The sequence below is a fragment of the Gulosibacter sp. genome (assembly GCF_052090685.1).
Classification (GTDB): domain Bacteria; phylum Actinomycetota; class Actinomycetes; order Actinomycetales; family Microbacteriaceae; genus Gulosibacter.
Map to the genome: position 1 here is coordinate 99,836 of NZ_JBQDBE010000012.1, position 19,261 is coordinate 119,096.

A 19,261-nucleotide genomic window follows, 5' to 3' on the forward strand; every position below is an offset into this window, starting at 1 on the left:
CGTTGGGATCTATTGAGTGACCATCCCCACAAAGCGAGGCAATATGGCCGAGAAGGCAACCGCATCCGAACCCATCACCATCGATATCTGGACGGATGTCGTATGCCCGTGGTGCTATGTCGGTGAGGGACGACTGCAGGAAGCCATTCGTGCCGAGAACCTCGAGGACGTTGTGCAGATCTACGCCCACTCCTTCGAACTCGACCCAAGCGCGCCGGAAATGGAGAGCGCCGAGAACAATATTGCGCACCTCGTGAAGAAGCTCTCGCGGCCGGAGGCCACGGTGCGCCAGATGGAGGAGCAGATTCAAGGTCTGGCCGGGGCGATCGACCTGCCCTATGCCACGGATCGCCCGATGGCGAATACGCGTGCCATCCACCGCCTCGTGCAGGCCGCCGCGGCGATTGGCCGGGGCAATGAACTGTTTCGGACCCTGCAGCGCGGCTACTTTACGAATGAGTTGAGCGTCTTCGACAAGGATGCGCTCGTTGCCGAAGCGGTCAAGGTCGGCCTCACGGAAGAAGTCGCCCGCGAAGCACTCAACGAGTCGAGCGTGTATGAGGATGCGGTGGCAAAGGACATTGCCCGCGCCCGCCAGCTCGGGGTGACCGGGGTTCCGTTCATGGTGTTCAACCAGAAGTATGCGGCGCCGGGCGCGATGGAAGTGGATGCCTACCGCCAGGCCCTGCGGACGTTGGTTGCGGAAGCGAGCGGTGCTGAGGCGAGCGATGCGGCGGGCGATGGCACCGGTCAGAACGGCGCGCATGGAGAGCACAATGAGTAACTCGGACGAGACTGTCGCACCGATTAACGCCATCGCAGCGGTCGACACCGTGCCGGAAGTTGCTCCAATTGCAGAAACCGAGGCACCGATCGAACTCGCAACGCTGCCCGCGCTCAACTCTCTCTTTGGCGACGCATCGGGCACAAGTTGCTCGGTCGACGGGGTCTGCGACTAGGACTCGGCCACTGAGCGTCTGCAACTTTGACGCTGCAACTGTGACTCAGCAACTGTGAGTCAGCGACTGAGACACTGCAACGGAGACCGAGACATTTAGGTTGTCGCAATAGACCGGAGGGATTTCACCCGTGCGTGCAGTAGTAATCGAATCCAAGGGCGCCGAAGCCCGCGTCGTCGAAGCTGAGGAAGCGGAGCTGCTTGACGGCGAGGCGACCGGCGAGCTGGTCGAACTCGACGTGCTCTATTCGAGCTACAACTATAAGGACGGAATGGCGCTCGCGAACCGCGGGATCCTGCGTTCCTATCCGGCAATTCCGGGCATCGACATCGTGGGCCGAGTGACTCGGTCCGATTCTTCCGACTGGGCTGTGGGTGAGGAAGTGGTGCTCAACGGGGACGGCATTGGCGAAACGCTCCGTGGTGGCTTTGCCACTCGCGCGCGCGTGCGGCCGGATGCGCTGGTGCGACTCCCCGAATCAATCAGCCCTTTTCGTGCTGCGGCAATCGGTACCGCGGGGTTCACCGCTGCGATTGCGGCGCTCAAGCTCGAAGACGTCGGGGTGGTTCCCGACAGCGGCGAGGTGCTCGTCACAGGTGCGGCCGGCGGCGTTGGATCGATTGCGATCGCGCTGCTCGCCCGCGCGGGGTATCGCGTCGTTGCCTCAAGCGGCCGAAAAGACGAGCAGGGCGAGTACCTTCGCTGGCTCGGAGCATCCGAGATCATCGATCGACGCGAGCTCTCGGACGAAGTGGGCAAGCCGCTGCAATCGGAACGCTGGGCTGGTGCGATCGACTCGGTGGGCAGCACCACCCTGGTCAACGTCCTCGCCCAAACCAAGTACGGCGGCACGGTTGCAACCTGCGGTCTGGCGCAAGGCCCCGATCTTCCCGGCACAGTCCTGCCGTACATCCTGCGCGGAGTGACGCTCACCGGTGCGAACTCGGTCTACGCGCCGCGTGATTTGCGGGAACGCGCCTGGACGACGCTCGCGGATCGGCTGGATCTGGCCAAGGTCGACGAACTGACCACGACGATTGGACTTGCGGACACCATCCCGTACGCCGAGAGAATCCTCGCGGGGCAAACCCGCGGTCGAACGGTGGTCGACGTCGACGCCTGAATAAGCGGCGGCTGAAGAGTGCGCCGCCACCAGGGCAAGCGTGAGACAGAAGTGGGGTGGCAGGTGCTGCGTACCCCCAAAGAAAAGAAAATAACGAAAAACACTCCTTAACCCCCGGGGGAGACGAGGATCTGAACCCCGGGGTGGTTGTGGTTAATGAGGGTATCGAAGCCCTTATCGATGAGGTCGTCGAGAGCGATCTTGCCGGTAATGAAGGGTTCGAGGTTGATCTTGCCCTCTTCGACGAGCTTGATCGTTTCCGGATGCGTATTGACGTAGGCGATCGTGCCACGAAGGTCGATCTCCTTGAGCACGAGCTTTTGGAAGTCGAGTTCTCCCTTGTGGCTCCAGATCGACACGATGGTGAGCACACCGCCGGGGCGAAGCGCATCCATGAGCGTGTCGACGACGACCTGCACACTCGTGCACTCGAACGCAACATCGGCGCCACGATCGTCGGTGAGTTTACGAACTTCCGCGGCGACGTCCACCTGGGTCGGGTCAAAGACGTGATCGGCAACGCCCGCATCCAGCGCCTTCTGACGGCGCAGCTCGCTGAGCTCGGACATAATCACCGTTGCCCCAATGCCCTTGAGGACAGCCGCGGTGAGGAGCCCAATGGGGCCAGCGCCACCGACGATCGCAACGTCACCTGCCTTTGCGCCCGAGCGCTCAACAGCGTGAGCACCCACAGAGAGCGGCTCAATCACTGCGGCTTCGTCGAGTGGAATGGACTTGTCGATCTTGTGCACCCAGCGGCGCCGAACCACGATCTTCTCGGCGAGGCCACCACCGCGGCCACCAAGCCCGATGAAGTTCATATTGGGCGAGATGTGATAATCGGTGCTCTCGGGACCGGTGTCGACGTCATCGCTGATGATGTAGGGCTCCACGACGACGTGATCGCCAACCTCGAGGTCCGTGATGCCTTCGCCGATTTCGTAGATAACGCCGGACATTTCATGGCCGAGGGTGACCGGGGCGGACTCTCCCGAGATTGGATGCGGGTGTCCCTGCGGCGGGACGAAATTTGCGCCGTCCATGTACTCGTGGAGGTCGGTGCCACAAATTCCGCACCAGGCGACATTGATGCCTACCGTGCCGGGTTCAACGGTGGGTTCGTCAATGTCTTCAATACGGATGTCTTCTTTACCGTAGTAGCGTGCTGCCCTCATCGTGTGCTCCTTAGATTCGGAATCGAATTGGTGACGTGGCGCACCGCTGTGTACGGCGCATCCACGCCCATTACGGAATGTAGACCTTGAGTTTGTTAATCAACTCGGCGCGTGTGCGTGACGGTATGACGACGATTATCGCGTGAGTGACGGCTGATTTTCGGTCGCCCGGTCGTGCGCTACATCCCCACCCAAGTCGGCACCGCGACGACCAGCCAAGCCGCACCGGGGCCGACGAGACACATTGTGCCCGCGTACTTGAGCATCCCGCTGTAGTACTTGTCGCGCACATCGCCGTCGACATTGGCGAGGAGCATTGCGCCGTTGGTCGAGAACGGGCTGATATCGACGATGGTCGCGGCGATTGCGAGTGCGGCGACAAAGCCACCGACGTGCACGTCTCCGGATGCGATGAAGGGCCCGGCGAGGGACATCACCACGCCAATGATGCCGAGCGATGATGCGAGCGCGGAGACGAATCCGGCCATGTAGAACAGGAGCAGCGCCGCGATCAGTGGGATGCCGATGCTCGCGATGCCATTCGAGACCCAGTCGACGGTTCCTGCCTCTTCGAGCATGTGGATGTAGGTGAGCACACCGGTAATGAGGACGACCACCGACCAGGAGACTTTGGCGAGTGCCGCTTTACCGGCGCTCGGGCTGACGATTGCGAGCACCACGCCGAGCGCCATCGTGATCACACCGATGTCGAGACCAAACCCGATCACCAAGATTGCCATGACGGCGAGCAGGATGAGGGTGAAGAGCTGCATGCCGTTGAGCTTCACATTGACGGTGCCCTCTTCGACTTCGGCATCGGCTTCGGTCCGCGGACCGGGGCGACGGTGCATGATGAGGTAGGTGATCGCCGCGAACACTAGATTGAAAATGAAGGGTGCGAGGAAGAGGCTCAACGGGTCGTTTTCGAATCCCATGCCGTTGAGCTCGTTCGAAATGAAGACGCCGTAGACGCTCAGTGGGGAGAACGCGCCCGCGAGCGCACCGTGCACGACGAGGAGCCCGGTCATGAACTGGTTCACGCCGTTTCGTCGGGCGAAGCGTAGCGCGAGCGGCGCGATGATGGCCACGGCGAAGAGCGCACCGAAGGCGATGAGGATTGCGGTGAGGAAGAAGAATACCCAGGGCGCGATCGCGAGTTTGCCGCGTACAAGTTTCAGTGACCATCGCACCAGAACATCGATCGCGCCGTTATTCTGCGCGAATCCGAAGAGGTAGGTGAGCCCGACGAGTGTCACGAAGAGGTCGATCGGGAAGCCGATGAGGGCATCGTCGAGTCTCAGCCCAAGGACTCCGACACCCAAGACCGCGGCGGCAAGGAAGCCGAGGAATCCCATGTTGACGTCCCGCCAGGTGGCGATGATGAACATGAGGGCGAGCAGGATGAGCGAGATTATCTCGGGCGTCATGGGACTCCTGACGTGGATGCGGATCGAACCGGCTGCAAAATGGAGCGTTCCAGAAGTGGTCGCGTGTTCCGTAGTGAGCCGGGTAATAACTTAGTCGTCTTTTCGACAGGTGTCGGGAGTATTTAGGGATGGTGTATTGACAGGCTCAGCATTCGCAATACATCCGTGCCGGATAGCCGGGGCCGCGTTCGGTGACAAGGCGTGTGAGGTCGATGCCGAGATAGGGGTTCATCGATTCAATGCGAATCGTCGACCACGTGTATTCGAGTTTCAAATTCGTCTTCGTGCCGGGCACGGTCAGCCTCGTTGGCTTTTCGCCAAGGTCTTCGACTCGGATGCTCGGCCAGGGTCGCTGCCAGTCGCCGATAAAGTCTCGATCGCTCAAGGCTTCGTCAAGGTTTGCCTGGAGCACATCGGTCTCCGCCGGCTCGATCGTCGCCGTAACTCGGCCAACGCCCAAGCTTGCTTGGAATCCTAGACGCATGAGTTGCTACGCGAGCCGCCAATGCGCATCCTGATCGTCGGAACCGGAATCGCGGGCCCGACCCTCGCGTACTGGCTGGTGCGCGCCGGCCACGAGTGCACGATTATCGAGCGCGCCCCGCAGTTGCGACAGGGCGGTTATCTCATCGACTTCTGGGGCGCCGGGTTCGACGTGGCTGAACGGATGGGGATCGTTCCGAGGCTCATGGAGGTCGGCTATCAGGTGCGCGAACTGCGCGAACTGGATGCGCGGGGTCGCGCGACCGCGCGCATGGACCCGGGCAAAGCCATCGCCGGTACCAACGGAAGATTCGTGAGCCTCGCGCGTGCTGACCTCGCAAAAGCGATCTTCGACGCATCCGCAAATCACGTGGAAACGGTTTTCGGGGATACCGTCACATCACTGTCCGAAGACGGCGAGCGGGTGCGGGTCGAATTCGAGTGCGGCCCCGAACGCGAGTTCGACCTCGTGGTCGGCGCAGATGGGCTCCACTCGCGAGTGCGAAAGCTCACGTTCGGCGAGAATCCGGCATTCCTTCGACCGATGGGCATCGCCGTGGCCTCGTTCGATATCGAGGGATACGAACCACGCACTCCGCTTGTTGGCGTCACGCATACCGAAGTTGGGGCGCAGCTACTGCGATTCACGCTACGTGACGGCGCGACGATGTTCGCGCTGACCTTTGCCCACGACAGCGATCTGCCGACGAACGATCCCGCACGCGGCATCGAGTTTCTTCGCGAACGGCTCGGGTGGATGCGCGGCGAAACTCCAGCAGTCCTGGCGCGGCTTCCCGAGGCGCGCACGTTCTACCTCGATCACGCGAGTCAGGTGCGGTTGCCGAGTTGGTCTCGCGGGCGGATTGCGCTGGTCGGGGATGCGGGCGCCTGCCCATCACTCTTGGCCGGACAGGGCTCGGCGCTCGCGATGACAGAGGCGTACATCCTCGCTCATGCCTTGAGCCAGGGTGCCGAAGTGAGCACAGCGCTCGAGCGATATGAGCAACAGCTCTTCAAATTTGTGCGAGCGAAGCAGAATGCGGCGACGCGCATGGGCATCGCGTTCGCGCCGCGAAACCGAGCACAACTATGGGCACGAAATACCGCGATCCGGATCGCGGGGCTGCCGCTTGTCGCCGACCTGGCGGTGCGGCGAGGTCTCGTCGACCGGATTGCGCTTCCCGATTGGCCGCATCCGGTCGATTGACGCCGGGCGCCGCATCCGATCGCAGCATCCGACCGCCGCAAGCGATCGCGTGCAGTCATCGCCGCAACTGATCGCGTGCTGGCGGCGCCGAAGTCAGTTGCTGAGCATCCCCGCCGCCGGAACCGCAGCATTCACTCGTTCGGCCGCGCGTTCTCCGCTGCGGAGTGCGCCTTCCATGAGGCCGCCGTACTCCGGGTCCGCGTATTCGCCAGCGAAATACACGTCGCCAACCGGAGCCTCGAGTGCAGCGGAATCTTCCGTTGAGAACGCTGGTGAATGCGCCGAGTAGGTGCCGAGCGAAAATGGGTTGTCTGCCCACACCGTAACGACCGCTCCGTCGGCGATGCTGCGGTCCTCGCGCAGGTTGCGGACATTCTGCAACCAGTCGCTCGGATCAACCTCAACCCCCGCTTCTGTGATGGCTTCCTTCGTGCCAATAAACCCGTTGAGCACCGGCGGTACCGAATCCGTGGCATCGATCGCGGTCCACGTCCAGTATCGTCCTGCCACCGACATCATTGCCGAGGTCTCGGGAATCGACGTGAGTGGGGCATGCATTTTGGCTGCGTGCCCCTGAACCACACCGCGCATCGCCTGTTGGCGCGCATCCGTGGTGGGAGCATCCACGAGCGCCGAACGAAGCACCCCGATGGGTACGGCCACCACGGCCGCGTCGAACTGCTCGGTCCCAGCATCCGTAGCGACTTCGACTCCGCCGCCGGGAACCTGGGTCACTCGGTTCACCCTCGTTTCGTAGCGAATCACCTCGCCCACACGGGCCGCCAGCGAGTGGGCGAGTGACTGATTGCCACCGGCAATGCGATAGCTTTTCAGCGGTTTGAAGGACGCCACGTGATGAAGTGCAGCCGTGGTCACCTCGGAAGCCTTGACGGCAGTGGAAATCTCGATCCGTGACCGGAACGCATCCACGAGTGCCGGCGCCGCATCGAGTTCCTGCAGCACATTTTCTGCCGTTGCGTCCGGCCCCAATGTCGAAACGAGCTCCGCTGCGATCGAGCCCAGGGCAGTGATATCTGCGGCAGTCACGCCGGGCACATCCTGTGGCTCGCGGATGTAGTAGCTCATGCCGGTCTCGACGAGTCGCAACCCAAACTCTTCCGTGAGCTCTCGCATCCGGTAGTAGTCGGGCAATACGAATTCGGCGCCGCGTTCGATCGTGTGCTCGCCGAATTCACTCTCGAGTGTTTCGGACCACACGCGACCGCCAACACGCTCACGTGCTTCAAACACCGTGATCTCGTGGCCGAGGTCAACGAGACGATTTGCCGCAGCAAGTCCCGCATAGCCCGCACCAATAATTGCTACTCGAGTCATAAGAAATCGCTCCTTCGCGCCGTCCGTACGTCATTGTTCGAAAAGACTATGACCTCATCGAGATGCCCTGTACCGTCTTCCAAAACGAACTTTTGCGACTTGGTCATACTCCAAGACGACACCGGAGGAGTGAAGAGTGGCACCGATGACTGTGGGAGACCTCATCGCCATGCAACAGCTTGGCTGCGAGGCCATCGCGGGGCAGGACGGTTGGGGCGCCGCCATTTCTTGGGCGCACGTGTGCGAACTTCCCGATCCGTGGAATTGGTTGGCTCCTGGCGAGCTCCTGATGACCACGGGGATGTGCATCCCCGCCGATACGGCAAAGCAAGTTGATTTCGTTGGACACATGTCGAGAAGCGGCGTTCCCGGAATGATCATCGGTGACGATCAGAAAGCGCCGCCGCTGTCGGCGGCGATGCTTGAGACTGCCGATGCCGCAGATTTCCCGATATTGCTGATGTCCCACGCCGTCCCCTTCACGGCGATTGCCCGAACCGTGGCGGCGGCCGATCAGCACGACCACTTCAGCCGCCAGGCACGGCTCAGTCGCCTCTATGAAGTCGCCCGATCGGCAACAGATTTTGAGTCCGCGCTGCTCGACCGACTCTCGGGTGAATTGGGGCTGCGCTTGCACATCGTCGATGTGCAGTATCGGACCGACATTATGCGTGGCGAACACCAGCTTGCTGAGGAAATCCGCACCGCGCTGTGTGATGAAGTCGCAGGGAAGCTCGAGCGGCTCCCGGCCAGAATCGCGATCGATGTTGACGAGAAACGCGCTGCGACCGCCTTTTCGATTGCCTCCCGTCGGCCATGCATGCTCGTGCTCGAAAGCGACCAAGACGTTGTCTTGGATGCGTTTGTGCTCTTGCACGTGCAGAACATGGTCGGTGTCGAGGTGGACAGGCTGACGCAACAGCGCGAACTCGAGGATGACAAGCGCGAATCGTTGTTTCTGCAGTTAATTGACGGTGCGATCGGGGCGGATGCGGCGACCCCTCGCCTCGAAGAAGCGGACCTTGCGGGCACCGAATGGAGCGTCGTCGGCTGCAGCAGTCTCGAACTGGCTGCGCATCGCACCATCCTTGGTGACGCGCGGATACCGCTTTTGGCCTGTGTCCTTGCCGATGAGGGGTTTGTGCTGGTCGCGACTGCGAGCCTGACCGCGGTGACCGAGGCAATTGGTTCGGTCGCCACACACCTGGGTGTTTCGTCACCGACTTCGGCCGTGCAGAATATTCCGGATGCGGTGCGACAGGCCCGCTGGGCACTCGACACGGCGCGGAGCTCGCGCTTGCCCGTGGCCGAATACTCCACGGCAGCACCGCTGTTTTTGCCGCGAACAATCAGCGAGGTGCACCTCGCGACCCGGACCGTTCTGGGGGAGCTCTTGGACTATGACGGCGCGCACGATGCAAGCCTGATCGCCACGCTCGAGGCCTATCTCAGCGAAGATCGCAGTTGGACGAAGACCGCCGCGACCTTGCAAATACACCGGCAGACTCTCGCGTATCGACTCAAGAAAATCGAAACGCTCACCGGCCGAAGCACGAAAAGTTCGCGGGATATCGCCATGTTCTGGATGGCGCTCAAAGCCTTGCGGATTGGGCAGTCCGGAATTATTTAGCGCTTCAGCCTCGGTTTCGGTGCCAGTTTCGCGATCACCGAGAGGAAATTTGGCGTGTAATCATCGAGCACCTCGGTGATCCGATTCAGGTCGAGCTTGCCCATGTGAACGTGCTCACACAGTCGTAGCCACCCCTCACCTGTCGCGGCGGTGAGCGCAGACGCGACACTCGCATTCACGACGCTGCCGGCCACCGGGATCAACTTAATGAAGCTGCGTGCCAACGCCTGACCGGTGACCTGCGCACTGAGCTGGGCGAGCGTGGAGACCGAGAGCATCGTTTTCAACTCAAGGTCGTAGATCGTCGCGAGCCGTCCCATCATCGTCATTTGGATCGGCGCCAGGGCCACCGCATCCGTAACCGGAATCGGGACCGCTGCGGCCGCTGCTGCCGCTGCCGACGCCGCCACGATGACAGGCCGCGCCATTTCCCGCTTCCACTGAAGGTTGAGTTGCTGCGCAATGCGAAAGGCATCCTTCTCGTTTTCTGGCGACAACTTCAGGGTTTCGGCCACGAGATCACCGAGCCCATGCCCCTCGCCCTTTCCGTGATTGTCCTGCGTTGACGTGAGGATGACGTCTCTGATCGGCAAGTGAATCGGCTGGCCGTCCACGTGCGGGTTCTCGAGCCAATCGCGGAACTCCTCGGTGTTCTTCGGCGCGGAGTAGTTCCGTGTGACCGGATTCCGCGTCCAATTCACCTTGGTGAGGACCACAATGACCGGCAGCCCCGCCGCATCCAATTCCCGAATCATCTCGATATCAGGCTTGGTGAGGCGGTCCGCATTCGACAACACGCAGTACCACACCACCGAAATCTGCTCATTGGCGGGACGCTGCGACACGGTATGGAGGTGCTGGCGGAGTGTCTCCGCGGGGGAGAGCTGCGAGCCGATTTCGAACCCCTCGAAGTCCCAAATGCCGAGAGAATCGTCATGGTAGTAGTGGACGCCGCTTGTGACGGGCAGCCCCTTACCCACTTTGGCTAGGTCACGACCGAACACCGCGTTCACGAGCGAAGATTTACCGACGCCCGTGTTACCGACGATCGCGAGATTGAAGCGGCCATAGTGACTTCGCGCCTTTGTCGTTGCTTCGAAAAATGGCGAGCTATCGACCTGCGGTGCGTCTTTCCGTTGCGGATCAGACGGGGTGGAATTCATCGGTCGCCTCCTAGTCTGGGGATCGCTATTGAACGGTTCCAATACCGACGACTGGTACCTCTGAGAAGTTAACCACCGATCTTGCCGCGAATCTGTGGATGCGATGCCACCGGCGATCGCAAAGATTGCGATTGCCGCGGACTTGCATTCCGAAAAGGGCGGAGCGGCTGGTACTTGTGTAGTCCTATATGTGCGCAGTAGGATATGGGTATGGAGTTGAAACACGCAATCCTGGGGCTGCTGTCCATCCAGCCAATGAGTGGCTACGACCTCGGGCGTGCGTTCGCGAGCTCGGTGGCGCACTTCTGGCACGCGGACCAATCCCAGATCTATCGCACCCTCGACCGACTCGCCGAGGCCGGGGCGATCGACACCGAGGTGATTGCGCAGCAGGACAAGCCCGATCGAAAGGTGCATTCCCTCACCGCACTCGGCTACGAACAGCTCGATACCTGGCTCGCGAGTCCGATCGAAGTTGCGAAAACGAAGGACCCGCTGCTCGCGCGGCTCTTCTTCGTGGATCGTCTCGGGCGGCAGGAGGCGCTGCGCATCCTCGACGACTATGAAGCCCTGGTTCGTGAGCAACAGGCGCAACTGCAGCGCATCCCCGCCATCGATCAGAGCGATGTCGCCGGCGTGCTTCGATCCGCCACCCTCCGATACGGCATCACCGGCGCAGAAATGGAACTCGTCTGGCTTCAAGAAACCCGCGACCGGCTCGAAGCGCTCTGACGCGTCAAGCCTGCCGAGAACTAGTCGCGTCAACCACCCGAAACAGCGTCAAGCACCCTCAGGCAACGCGAATAGGTAAGGCGAATCGTCATGAACGCATCCCAGCCCTCGATCTCCCAACCCGAGCATCCGCTCGATCTCGACCCGCGCATCCTCGAACACGGCCCAAAGACCGGTGAAACCATCTTGTTTCTGCACGGCGGGAATATGGCTGGCTGGACCTGGTACGGCCAAGTCGGTCGACTGCCGGACCGGCACATTCTCACCCCGGACATGCCCGGCTACGGCAGCCGAACCGACGAGCAGTGGGTGAGTGCCGCGGCGACCGCCGACGACATTGCCGAGCTGATTCGAGACCGTGCACTGGACAGGAAAGCACATGTGGTCGGGCTTTCTCTTGGCGGATTCGTTGCCGTGCAACTGCTTCATCGGCATCCCGAGCTCGTGCGTTCCTGCATTGTGAGCGGATCGGCGCTCACCGGATACTCGCGCTTCGAGCGGGCGACGGTGCGGATGCAATTGCCGCTGTGGCGACAGCGCTGGTATTGGGCGGCGCAGGCTGCGCTGTTCCAAATCCCCGCCGATTCGCGGAAGCTCTTCGCTGGAGACGGTTCTTCGCCGAGTGCCGAGACGAACCGGGCGATGGCCCGAGACATCCTTCATGGCGGGCTACCCGCGGGAGGATTTCGCTATCCGGGGCCGCTCCTCGCCGTCGCGGGCGAGCGTGATACCCCTTCGGTGCGTGCGGCATTTCCGGCCCTGCGTGCTGCGCTGCCGCAAACGCGAACCTGGGTAGTGCCGAAGATGCACCACGCCTGGAATGCGGAGGACCCGGAACTCTTCACCGAAATGGTGACGAAATTTGCGGATAGCGGCGAGTGGGAATGGGCGGAGTAGGCGGCGCAATTTTGGCAGGGGCGCGATTCGCTCACGTTCAGGTGACGGCTGCGCGCAACTGAAACACTAAACGCATGTCGAAAGGTGGAAGGACCCAAGCTGCACGGATCGTGCTTGTTGCGCTATCGGCAGTCGGTGCCATTGCGGTGCTCGCCTTGGTTGGATCCATCGTGCTTTCCGGCGACCTGAAAAGTGTGCTGCGGATGATCGCACTCATTGCGGCTGCGGGCGCCGCAATCCTCGGGATCACATTCGCGTTCGTCGGTGGGCGACGACGATAGCAGCCCGTGTGGCGGCGCTATGTCGGAGGATGCGGATGGTTGAGTCGAGTGTGTGCGAGGGCTTCGGCGGGCAGCGGCCCGCAGCGGAACGCCGTGTGGGCGGGCTGCCCTGGGTCTGGGGTGCGCCGGTTGCGGCGACGCTGCCGTTCGAGTTGCGGGGCCGGGCCGGGGCGGATGCGCGGCTCGTCACCCGCTCGGTCGTCGCGAGAGCGGATGCTGCGGCCGTGTATCGGTGGCTCACACAGCTTCGCCGGGCGCCCTATAGCTACGACTGGATCGATAATTTCGGGATACCGAGCCCGCGGGAGTTCGATCCGCGGTTTGAGAACCTCGAAGTCGGGCAGACCGTCATGACCATATTTACGCTCGTTCATTTTGAGCCGGGGGAGTCGTTGACGCTCGAGATGAAGTCCGGCTGGCCCACTCGTCTTTTTGGCCCGTTGCTCGTGCGCTATTGGGTCACGAAGGTGGATGCGTCGCATTCGCGGCTGACCGCGGCGATGTGGCTGCTGGCCTCGCGAACGCGACTTGATCGCATCCGGCAATACCTGCTCGCCTGGGGTGACCTGATCATGATGCGGAAGCAACTGCGGGTGCTCGGGGCGCTCGCGGAAGGTGACCAGCGGCGGGGTAGCGCCTCAGTGAGGTCTGTTGGGATCTCACCTCGGTCGGGCGCTAATGGTTGAAGCGCCGCATCTCCTGTGCGAGCTGCGGATTCGATTGGTCGAGTTCGCCCGTGACCCGCTCGATGATGTGCGGCTGTTTATTTTGGCTGAGCTTTGCCCGCGCATCGAAGCGGGATACGCGCATCCGGAGCCCCACCGCGCCGCGCGCGAGGTTCCGGCTCCACTGCTCGTCCTCGTCGAGGCTGCGGCCTTCGGGAAAGGGCTGCTCAAGGTAGTCGGTCAGCTGCGAGAGCGCCTCGTAGGTTTCCTCTTTGTCGAGCAGTTCCGGGACGCCGTAGAGGTGGGCCGTCACGTGGTTCCACGTGGCGGCGAGCTGCCCGGGGTCGTACCAGCTCGCGGACACGTAGTCGTGCGGACCTTGAATGATTACGAGCACCTCGTGCTGACCGATCTCGTGGTTTCGCTCATCCGGCCGACCAAAGTGCGACAGGATGGTGAAGTCTGCTGCCTCCTCGTCCACCATCACCGGATAGTGCGAGGCCACGAGGCCCTTCGAGGTGGCGGATACGAAGGTCGCCCACGGATGCTCACGAATGAGTCGCTTCACCTCTTCGGGATCGGTCAGCAAAAAGTGTGGCGTGTGCTTCATGACTCGAGGTAAGCCGTTTTCAAGTGTTTTCGCAATCAGGTATTGCGGGCAGTCTATTTTCGTCCTTGCGGTAGGCGGGGAAGAAGTCACTGAGCCCGCCGACTCGCTCGTCGTGTTCGACTTCCCACTTCGCGCAGAGCCGACCGTATTCAATCGGGTTTACGACCACGCGACAGGTCGCGAATTCGCTGTTGGTGGTCGTGAACCCAGCTTTGAAATGACGAAGCGATTCCTGCATGCCACCGCCGAGCACATAATTGCTGTCACCGCGGGTGTGTGCCCATTCGAGTACGTCGTCAAAGATAAGCACTTGTGGGACCTTGTGATAATACTGGGCGTCTGTCGCCCCGTAGAGATATTCCACCGTTCCGTCAATTTCAGTGACAAAATGCGCCCCGGCAAGTTCATCATTCATTTTAAGGATCCACAACGAGCAATTCTCTTTTACCGTATCGCGGAGATTATAGAAATACTCCGCTGAATAGCGATAGTCAGGATGCGCTCCCAATCGTTCCATTGTTTCGGAATAGATCCGGTAAAACGCATCAAGATATCGCCAGTTCTCATCAATATCGGAATGGTGGCCTTCGGTTCTCGCTTTCCGGATGTTCCGCTGGTGGTTCTTGCGCATCCCAGCGCGGATCTCCTCGAGGGGTTTGTTGAGCGGAATCCAATAAATGGGCGTGTGGCGGACTATTCCGGCAACATCGGAAAATGCTTCGAAGTGCGAGACAAATAGCGGATGTGACCGAAGGAACAACGACACCACATTTCGGTCCCGGAGGTCGGCGAGCAGCGCGCGGATTGCCTCGTGTCGCCACTCCATACTGGCGTTTTCGCTCCACACCGGAGAAGCGAGATCGGAGGGGGAGGTGGCATCGAAGAATCCCTCGTCGAGTGGTTTCAGGATCAGCGGAATCAGTAATCGCTGATCACCTTCGGTGACTACAAGAAGTTGAGTTTCGGTACCGAGAAACTTATCCTGAGCGGCGTGATATTCTGCCGTATGCCAAATATCATGCCGAATTCCAGACAGGAATAATTGCCATTTAGGATTGTCTGAATCCAAGAGTTGAACTTGCATCGATGCACAGCTTTGCTCGAAGTAATAGATCTGGTAACTGTACGCCCGAGCGAAACAATAAACTTACCTTTTAGCGCAAGGATGCCGTACCTCAGCCGGCTTCCCAGGCTACTTCTTGAAGAGCATCCCAAATAACCCGCGAGTGACCTCGCGAACGACGGTCTTGGTCGCGCCCGATCCGAGCACCTTCTCGACTGTCGACTTGCCCTTCTTTGTGGTCTTCTTTGCCGACGTCGTCGACTTTGGTTTTTCTTCCCGCTTCTCGGCGGCAGCCTCTTCGGCTTCCTTCTTCGCAGCCTCGGCTGACTCGTTCATTTTCTTCGCGAGGATTTCGTGTGCCGATTCCGGATCGATTGGAGTGCCGTACTTGTTGAGGAGCGGTGAAGCGGCAACGGCTCGCTGAATCTCCGCCTCGACAGTCGGGTCCATCGAACCCTGTGGGGCACGCATCCGAACCCAAGCAACCGGTGACGGCGCGCCCTTTTCATTCATGACCGTGACAATCGCTTCACCCGTCGCGAGTTGCGTCAAGGTGTCTTCGAGGTCGTAACCCGAATTGGGATAGGTACGAACGGTCGCGCGCAGCGCTTTCGCATCATCCGGTGTGTGCGCCCGCAACTGGTGCTGCACGCGCGAGCCGAGCTGCCCCAGCACATCGTTCGGCACATCCTTCGGCGTTTGGGTGACAAAGAAGATACCGACGCCCTTCGAGCGAATGAGTCGGACGGTCTGCACGATCTGTGACACGAAGTCTTTGGATGCGCCGTTAAACAGCAGGTGCGCTTCGTCGAAGAAGAACACCAGCTTGGGTTTGTCGAGATCGCCCACCTCGGGGAGCGTGGCAAAAAGATCCGCGAGCAGCCACATCAGGAACGTCGAAAACACCTCGGGTTGCTGGGCAACTCCGGGGAGCTCGAGGAGGGAGACGATGCCGCGACCGTCATCCGCGAGCCGCAGAAACTCGTTCGTGTCGATCTCTGGTTCACCGAAAAACACATCCGCACCGGCCGCCGCGAAGGTGGTGAGTTCGCGCAGAATTACGCCCGCGGTCTGCTTTGACACCCCGCCGATGCCTTCGAGTTCGGGCTTACCCTCATCGGAAGTCAGGTACTGCAGCACCGAGCGCAGGTCCGTCAGGTCGACGAGCGGCAACCCCGCTTCGTCGGCGTAGTGGAACACGAGCGCGAGGACCGACTCTTGCGTGGCGTTGAGCCCGAGCACCTTCGCGAGCATGAGCGGGCCGAAACTCGTCACCGTCGCTCGAATGGGCACTCCGTGGCCACGGCCGCCCAGGTTGTAGAACTCGGTCGGCACCGACTGCGCCTGCCAGTCCTGGCCGATGCCTCGGGTGCGTTCGAGCAGCTTTTCGTTCGATTCACCGGGTGTTGCGACACCCGAAAGATCGCCCTTGATATCGGCGGCGAAGACCGGGACGCCCGCTGTCGAGAGCTGCTCGAGCATGACCTGCAGCGTCTTGGTCTTACCGGTGCCGGTCGCTCCGGCCACGAGGCCGTGTCGGTTCGTCATCGCGAGTGGGATGCGTACGGGCACGTCGGCGCGTGCCTCGCCGTTGACGAGCGCGCCGAGCTCGAGTGCGGGCGAGTCGAAGGCGTAGCCTTCGCGGATTATGGCGACCTGCTCTTCGTCGAGCGGCCCGGTTGGTGGTGGGGTGTCGGCGGGGGCTTCGGGCTCTGCCGGTGTTGTGCCTGCTGCTGTGGATGCTGCTGCTGAGTCGGGTGCGGAAGTCTCAGTTACGGCTGCGGTTTCCGGCTCAGTTCCGGTGGCCGCGGCTGCCGTGGTTTCGGCCTCGGCAGCTTGGGCGGCAGCAAGATCTGCCTCTGCCTTTGCGAGAGCGGCTTTTGCGGCGGCGACAGCGTCTTCGTGCTCATTCGACATGGGCAACAGCATACGACCCGCGAGTTTGCTGCGGCTCCAGTTTCGGATGCGGACCGGCAGGAGTTCGACGCTCGTGCGTGAGAGTTTTGAGACTTTTGGTGCATTTCATTGGTGAATAGCTGCGCAGGTGGTGAGTGCATAGTTGAATCGAGAAGACTCCGCGCCGCATTCGAGTCGTGAGCTGTCGTTCAATAAAGTAGGAGTCTTCAAATATGACCGGTGAGGAACTCTCGATCGTCATCATCTTCGTGCTTGGCTTCGCCGTGTTGCTGTACTTCATCTATATCCGGCCAGCAGTCAAGAAACGTGCCAATCGTGCGAAAGTCGCGGCACGCGCAGCCACCGAACGGGGTGCGCGATCGGCCCAATACGGCTCGCCGGGCGAACAGGCTGCGACCGTGCCACATGGTTCGACTGGTGCAACCACACTGGCACTGCATCCTGCCGAGCGCGACCGACTCGTCGGGCTTGGCGCGCAGTTGAGGCCGAATAACGACTGGCGAGCGCTCGGCAGCGTGGCGGAAGTGACGTATGGGTTGAATCTTGCGGCGATGTCTTGGGTTGGCGACCCCTCGACATTCCAGGCGCGTAGCGAACATTGGGATCTCGCGCTCACGATTCCATTCGCCGGACGGCACGGGGTGCCCTGGGACGACTACCCGGGCTATAACCCCGAGGAGCACGCGGTGATTCTGGTCGACTGGTGGGGCGTCCACGACCGCTCTTCGCTGTTGGACCAGCTCTTCTGGCTGTTTGGGGGCGGGCACCGGCGTGAATTTGATGAGGAGCGAATCGCAGTGCTGACGAATGATGCTGTGGCGTTGGATGAGTGGGAAGCCACGCTCCGCCGACAGGCTCCGATAAGTGAGTCTGCCGCTGAGACCCTCTGGCGTGTGCAACGATTTCGCGCCAACGATCGCAATTGTATGAACGTTGACTTCCTCGCCTGGGATTTCTTTCGGTTTGCGATGCTGACGCGAATTGGCGTCGGTCTTGGTTATTTGACGACTGAGGAGGGGCTCGATTTTCTGCGTCTCATCGGTGAGCCGATGCGCACGACGTATTCGAGTTGGGCGGATGCGGGCGAGCACTTCCGTATCGGACGTTGGATGTGGTATTCGGTTGGTGGCGAGAAGGAGCGGGCGACGGATGTTCAGGATGTTGCGCGTCAACAACAGCTCATCGCGTCGGACTCGCCCTGGTCCTTCGTGCCCTGGAACATGGCGCTCGAGCACGATCGCGGGTTATTTGCAAAGGCGCTTGTGGAACAAGAACTCATCGTTCGAGATGAGTCGCGTGGGGAAGAGGAATTCCTCAATGAAGCGGCCGAGTTGCTGCGGAATCCTGCCCTGACCTGGCGCGAGTTGCGGATGGAGATCGAGGCTGACGTTTCGTAGGAGGGTCGGCAGGCGAGGATGACGTCGGTCCCGGAACCCGAGGGTGCAGCTCGGATTGCGATGGGATTACGAACAGTGATGAGGTCGCGCGAAGGAAACTACGTGACCGTTCCTCGTAGACCGCTAGCGCAGTGAGTCAGATTTCAGTGTTGGAATGCTGGTTTCGGAACGCGGGCGGTTCACCAAGCTCCTGACGCAATTGACTGAGGCGCGCATATGCCGTCTCGCGGTACTTGAGCAGCTCGGGCACCGCGTCCTGATCAATGGGGAGGAGCCCGGAACCGGTCTTTACGCCGAGGTTCCCGCTGGATATCGCCTCTCGCACTGGTTCAGGCATCGCAAATCGAGAGCCGAACTCGCGCTCAAGGGTCTCGTAGGAGCCCGCATAAACATCGAGTCCCGCCATGTCGCCGATCGCGAACGGGCCGAAGAACGCCAACCGGAACCCAAAGCATGAGCTGACCACTGCATCCACCTCGGCGGGGCTCGCAAGGCCCTCCTCGACAATGCGCGCGGCCTCTGCATAGAGGGCGAATTGCAATCGGTTCGACACAAAGCCGGCGCTGTCGCTGACTCGCGTGGCCACCTTGCCGAGTGAATCAATTAACCGCGTCGAGGCAGAAAGTACCGCTTCGTCAGCGTGTGGCCCGGGAATTATCTCGACGCCGGGAATGAAAGGCGCGGGGTTCATCCAATGAACGCCGAGGAAACGCTGCGGATGATCAACGAACTCGCTGAGTTCACGAATTGGGATGCTGGAAGTATTGGAGCCAATGACCGCATCTGCGGGCGCGCCAGCCGAGATGGCTTCGAGCGTCGCCTGCTTGATTGCGATGCGCTCTGGGACGGCCTCGGCAACGTACGCCGTGTCCGAGAGGGCGGCCTCATAGGACTCTGCCACCACGAGGTTCTCTGCCAGCACGGCCGCAGCATCTGCGGGAAATAGGCCGGCACCGGCATAGGCCTCACCTTCGCGTAGGAGTCGCTCGCGCGAAGCCTGGGTGCGCTCGACGTTGATGTCGGCAAGTCGAACCCGGTGCCCGTGCAAGGCAAGTACCTGGGCAATGCCACCGCCCATATAGCCGGTGCCAATGACGGCACATTCGAGAGGGGACTCAGAATCCAGCGCGGCAGAAATAATCCGGAAACTCATTGCAAAACCTTTCTGGCACGGAGCCGAGGTAGCGGGGCTACTAG

Annotated in this window: 19 protein-coding genes; 10 read left to right on the forward strand and 9 right to left on the reverse strand. The window is 61.1% G+C overall.

Translation table 11 applies throughout. The features are described 5' to 3' along the window. The first annotated feature begins 16 nt into the window (after positions 1–16). From ACTHXA_RS09620 to ACTHXA_RS09630, 3 genes are all read left to right on the forward strand, one after another. Positions 17–784, forward strand: a complete 768-nt coding sequence (locus tag ACTHXA_RS09620) for a DsbA family oxidoreductase (protein ID WP_441671763.1) — start codon at positions 17–19, stop codon at positions 782–784. After that, positions 777–959, forward strand: coding sequence for a hypothetical protein (locus tag ACTHXA_RS09625; protein WP_441671765.1), 183 nt, complete (start codon positions 777–779; stop codon positions 957–959). The genes ACTHXA_RS09620 and ACTHXA_RS09625 overlap by 8 nt, the downstream gene beginning before the upstream one ends. Positions 960–1,089: 130 nt before the next feature. After that, the gene (locus ACTHXA_RS09630) at positions 1,090–2,082 is read left to right on the forward strand and encodes an MDR family oxidoreductase (protein ID WP_441671767.1); all 993 of its coding nucleotides are present in this window, start codon (positions 1,090–1,092) and stop codon (positions 2,080–2,082) included. A 107-nt stretch (positions 2,083–2,189) separates the two neighbouring features. Here ACTHXA_RS09630 and ACTHXA_RS09635 read toward each other — a convergent pair whose 3' ends face one another. The 3 genes from ACTHXA_RS09635 to ACTHXA_RS09645 all read right to left on the reverse strand — a co-directional run bounded on the left by ACTHXA_RS09635 (position 2,190) and on the right by ACTHXA_RS09645 (position 5,168). Next, positions 2,190–3,257 carry a 2,3-butanediol dehydrogenase gene (locus ACTHXA_RS09635; RefSeq protein ID WP_441671769.1) on the reverse strand — a complete coding sequence of 356 codons (1,068 nt, stop codon included), beginning with the start codon at positions 3,255–3,257 and terminating at the stop codon, positions 2,190–2,192. Positions 3,258–3,436: 179 nt separating this feature from the next. Continuing rightward, positions 3,437–4,684, reverse strand: coding sequence for an SLC13 family permease (locus tag ACTHXA_RS09640; protein WP_441671771.1), 1,248 nt, complete (start codon positions 4,682–4,684; stop codon positions 3,437–3,439). A gap of 145 nt (positions 4,685–4,829) precedes the next feature. Then, complete coding sequence (locus tag ACTHXA_RS09645) at positions 4,830–5,168, reverse strand: hypothetical protein (RefSeq protein ID WP_441671773.1); 339 nt, start codon at positions 5,166–5,168, stop codon at positions 4,830–4,832. A 21-nt stretch (positions 5,169–5,189) separates the two neighbouring features. Here ACTHXA_RS09645 and ACTHXA_RS09650 point away from each other — a divergent pair, with 21 nt between their 5' ends. Next, the gene (locus ACTHXA_RS09650) at positions 5,190–6,374 is read left to right on the forward strand and encodes an FAD-binding domain (RefSeq protein ID WP_441671775.1); all 1,185 of its coding nucleotides are present in this window, start codon (positions 5,190–5,192) and stop codon (positions 6,372–6,374) included. A 93-nt stretch (positions 6,375–6,467) separates the two neighbouring features. On the opposite strand, the gene ACTHXA_RS09655 is transcribed toward ACTHXA_RS09650, so the two are convergent. After that, positions 6,468–7,709, reverse strand: a complete 1,242-nt coding sequence (locus ACTHXA_RS09655) for a flavin monoamine oxidase family protein (RefSeq protein WP_441671777.1) — start codon at positions 7,707–7,709, stop codon at positions 6,468–6,470. Between the two features lie 145 nt (positions 7,710–7,854). Here ACTHXA_RS09655 and ACTHXA_RS09660 point away from each other — a divergent pair, with 145 nt between their 5' ends. Next, positions 7,855–9,339 (forward strand): PucR family transcriptional regulator, encoded by a 1,485-nt coding sequence (locus ACTHXA_RS09660; protein ID WP_441671803.1) that lies wholly within the window; start codon positions 7,855–7,857, stop codon positions 9,337–9,339. Here the strand turns inward: ACTHXA_RS09660 and ACTHXA_RS09665 are convergent. Next, entirely contained in the window at positions 9,336–10,502 is a 1,167-nt protein-coding gene (locus ACTHXA_RS09665; RefSeq protein WP_441671779.1) for a DUF697 domain-containing protein, read from the reverse strand. The two genes, ACTHXA_RS09660 and ACTHXA_RS09665, sit on opposite strands and share 4 nt — an antisense overlap. Positions 10,503–10,712: 210 nt before the next feature. On the opposite strand from ACTHXA_RS09665, the gene ACTHXA_RS09670 reads away from it, so the two are divergent. The 4 genes from ACTHXA_RS09670 to ACTHXA_RS09685 all read left to right on the forward strand — a co-directional run bounded on the left by ACTHXA_RS09670 (position 10,713) and on the right by ACTHXA_RS09685 (position 13,098). Continuing rightward, complete coding sequence (locus ACTHXA_RS09670) at positions 10,713–11,234, forward strand: PadR family transcriptional regulator (protein ID WP_441671781.1); 522 nt, start codon at positions 10,713–10,715, stop codon at positions 11,232–11,234. Between the two features lie 90 nt (positions 11,235–11,324). Continuing rightward, on the forward strand, positions 11,325–12,131 hold the full coding sequence (locus tag ACTHXA_RS09675; RefSeq protein WP_441671783.1) for an alpha/beta fold hydrolase: 807 nt from the start codon (positions 11,325–11,327) through the stop codon (positions 12,129–12,131). Between the two features lie 74 nt (positions 12,132–12,205). Beyond that, entirely contained in the window at positions 12,206–12,412 is a 207-nt protein-coding gene (locus ACTHXA_RS09680; protein WP_441671785.1) for a hypothetical protein, read from the forward strand. Between the two features lie 35 nt (positions 12,413–12,447). Then, entirely contained in the window at positions 12,448–13,098 is a 651-nt protein-coding gene (locus ACTHXA_RS09685; RefSeq protein WP_441671787.1) for a hypothetical protein, read from the forward strand. On the opposite strand, the gene ACTHXA_RS09690 is transcribed toward ACTHXA_RS09685, so the two are convergent. From ACTHXA_RS09690 to ACTHXA_RS09700, 3 genes are all read right to left on the reverse strand, one after another. Then, positions 13,088–13,687, reverse strand: coding sequence for an FMN-binding negative transcriptional regulator (locus ACTHXA_RS09690; RefSeq protein ID WP_441671789.1), 600 nt, complete (start codon positions 13,685–13,687; stop codon positions 13,088–13,090). The genes ACTHXA_RS09685 and ACTHXA_RS09690 overlap by 11 nt on opposite strands. A 19-nt stretch (positions 13,688–13,706) precedes the next feature. Then, positions 13,707–14,756, reverse strand: coding sequence for a GNAT family N-acetyltransferase (locus tag ACTHXA_RS09695; protein WP_441671791.1), 1,050 nt, complete (start codon positions 14,754–14,756; stop codon positions 13,707–13,709). 123 nt (positions 14,757–14,879) lie between these two features. Next, positions 14,880–16,667: a helicase HerA-like domain-containing protein gene (locus ACTHXA_RS09700; RefSeq protein WP_441671793.1), complete on the reverse strand. Its 1,788-nt coding sequence runs from the start codon at positions 16,665–16,667 to the stop codon at positions 14,880–14,882. Positions 16,668–16,879: 212 nt separating this feature from the next. On the opposite strand from ACTHXA_RS09700, the gene ACTHXA_RS09705 reads away from it, so the two are divergent. Next, the gene (locus tag ACTHXA_RS09705; RefSeq protein ID WP_441671795.1) at positions 16,880–18,064 is read left to right on the forward strand and encodes a DUF1266 domain-containing protein; all 1,185 of its coding nucleotides are present in this window, start codon (positions 16,880–16,882) and stop codon (positions 18,062–18,064) included. 136 nt (positions 18,065–18,200) lie between these two features. On the opposite strand, the gene ACTHXA_RS09710 is transcribed toward ACTHXA_RS09705, so the two are convergent. After that, complete coding sequence (locus tag ACTHXA_RS09710; protein ID WP_441671797.1) at positions 18,201–19,217, reverse strand: 3-hydroxyacyl-CoA dehydrogenase family protein; 1,017 nt, start codon at positions 19,215–19,217, stop codon at positions 18,201–18,203. Between the last annotated feature and the right edge of the window lie 44 nt (positions 19,218–19,261).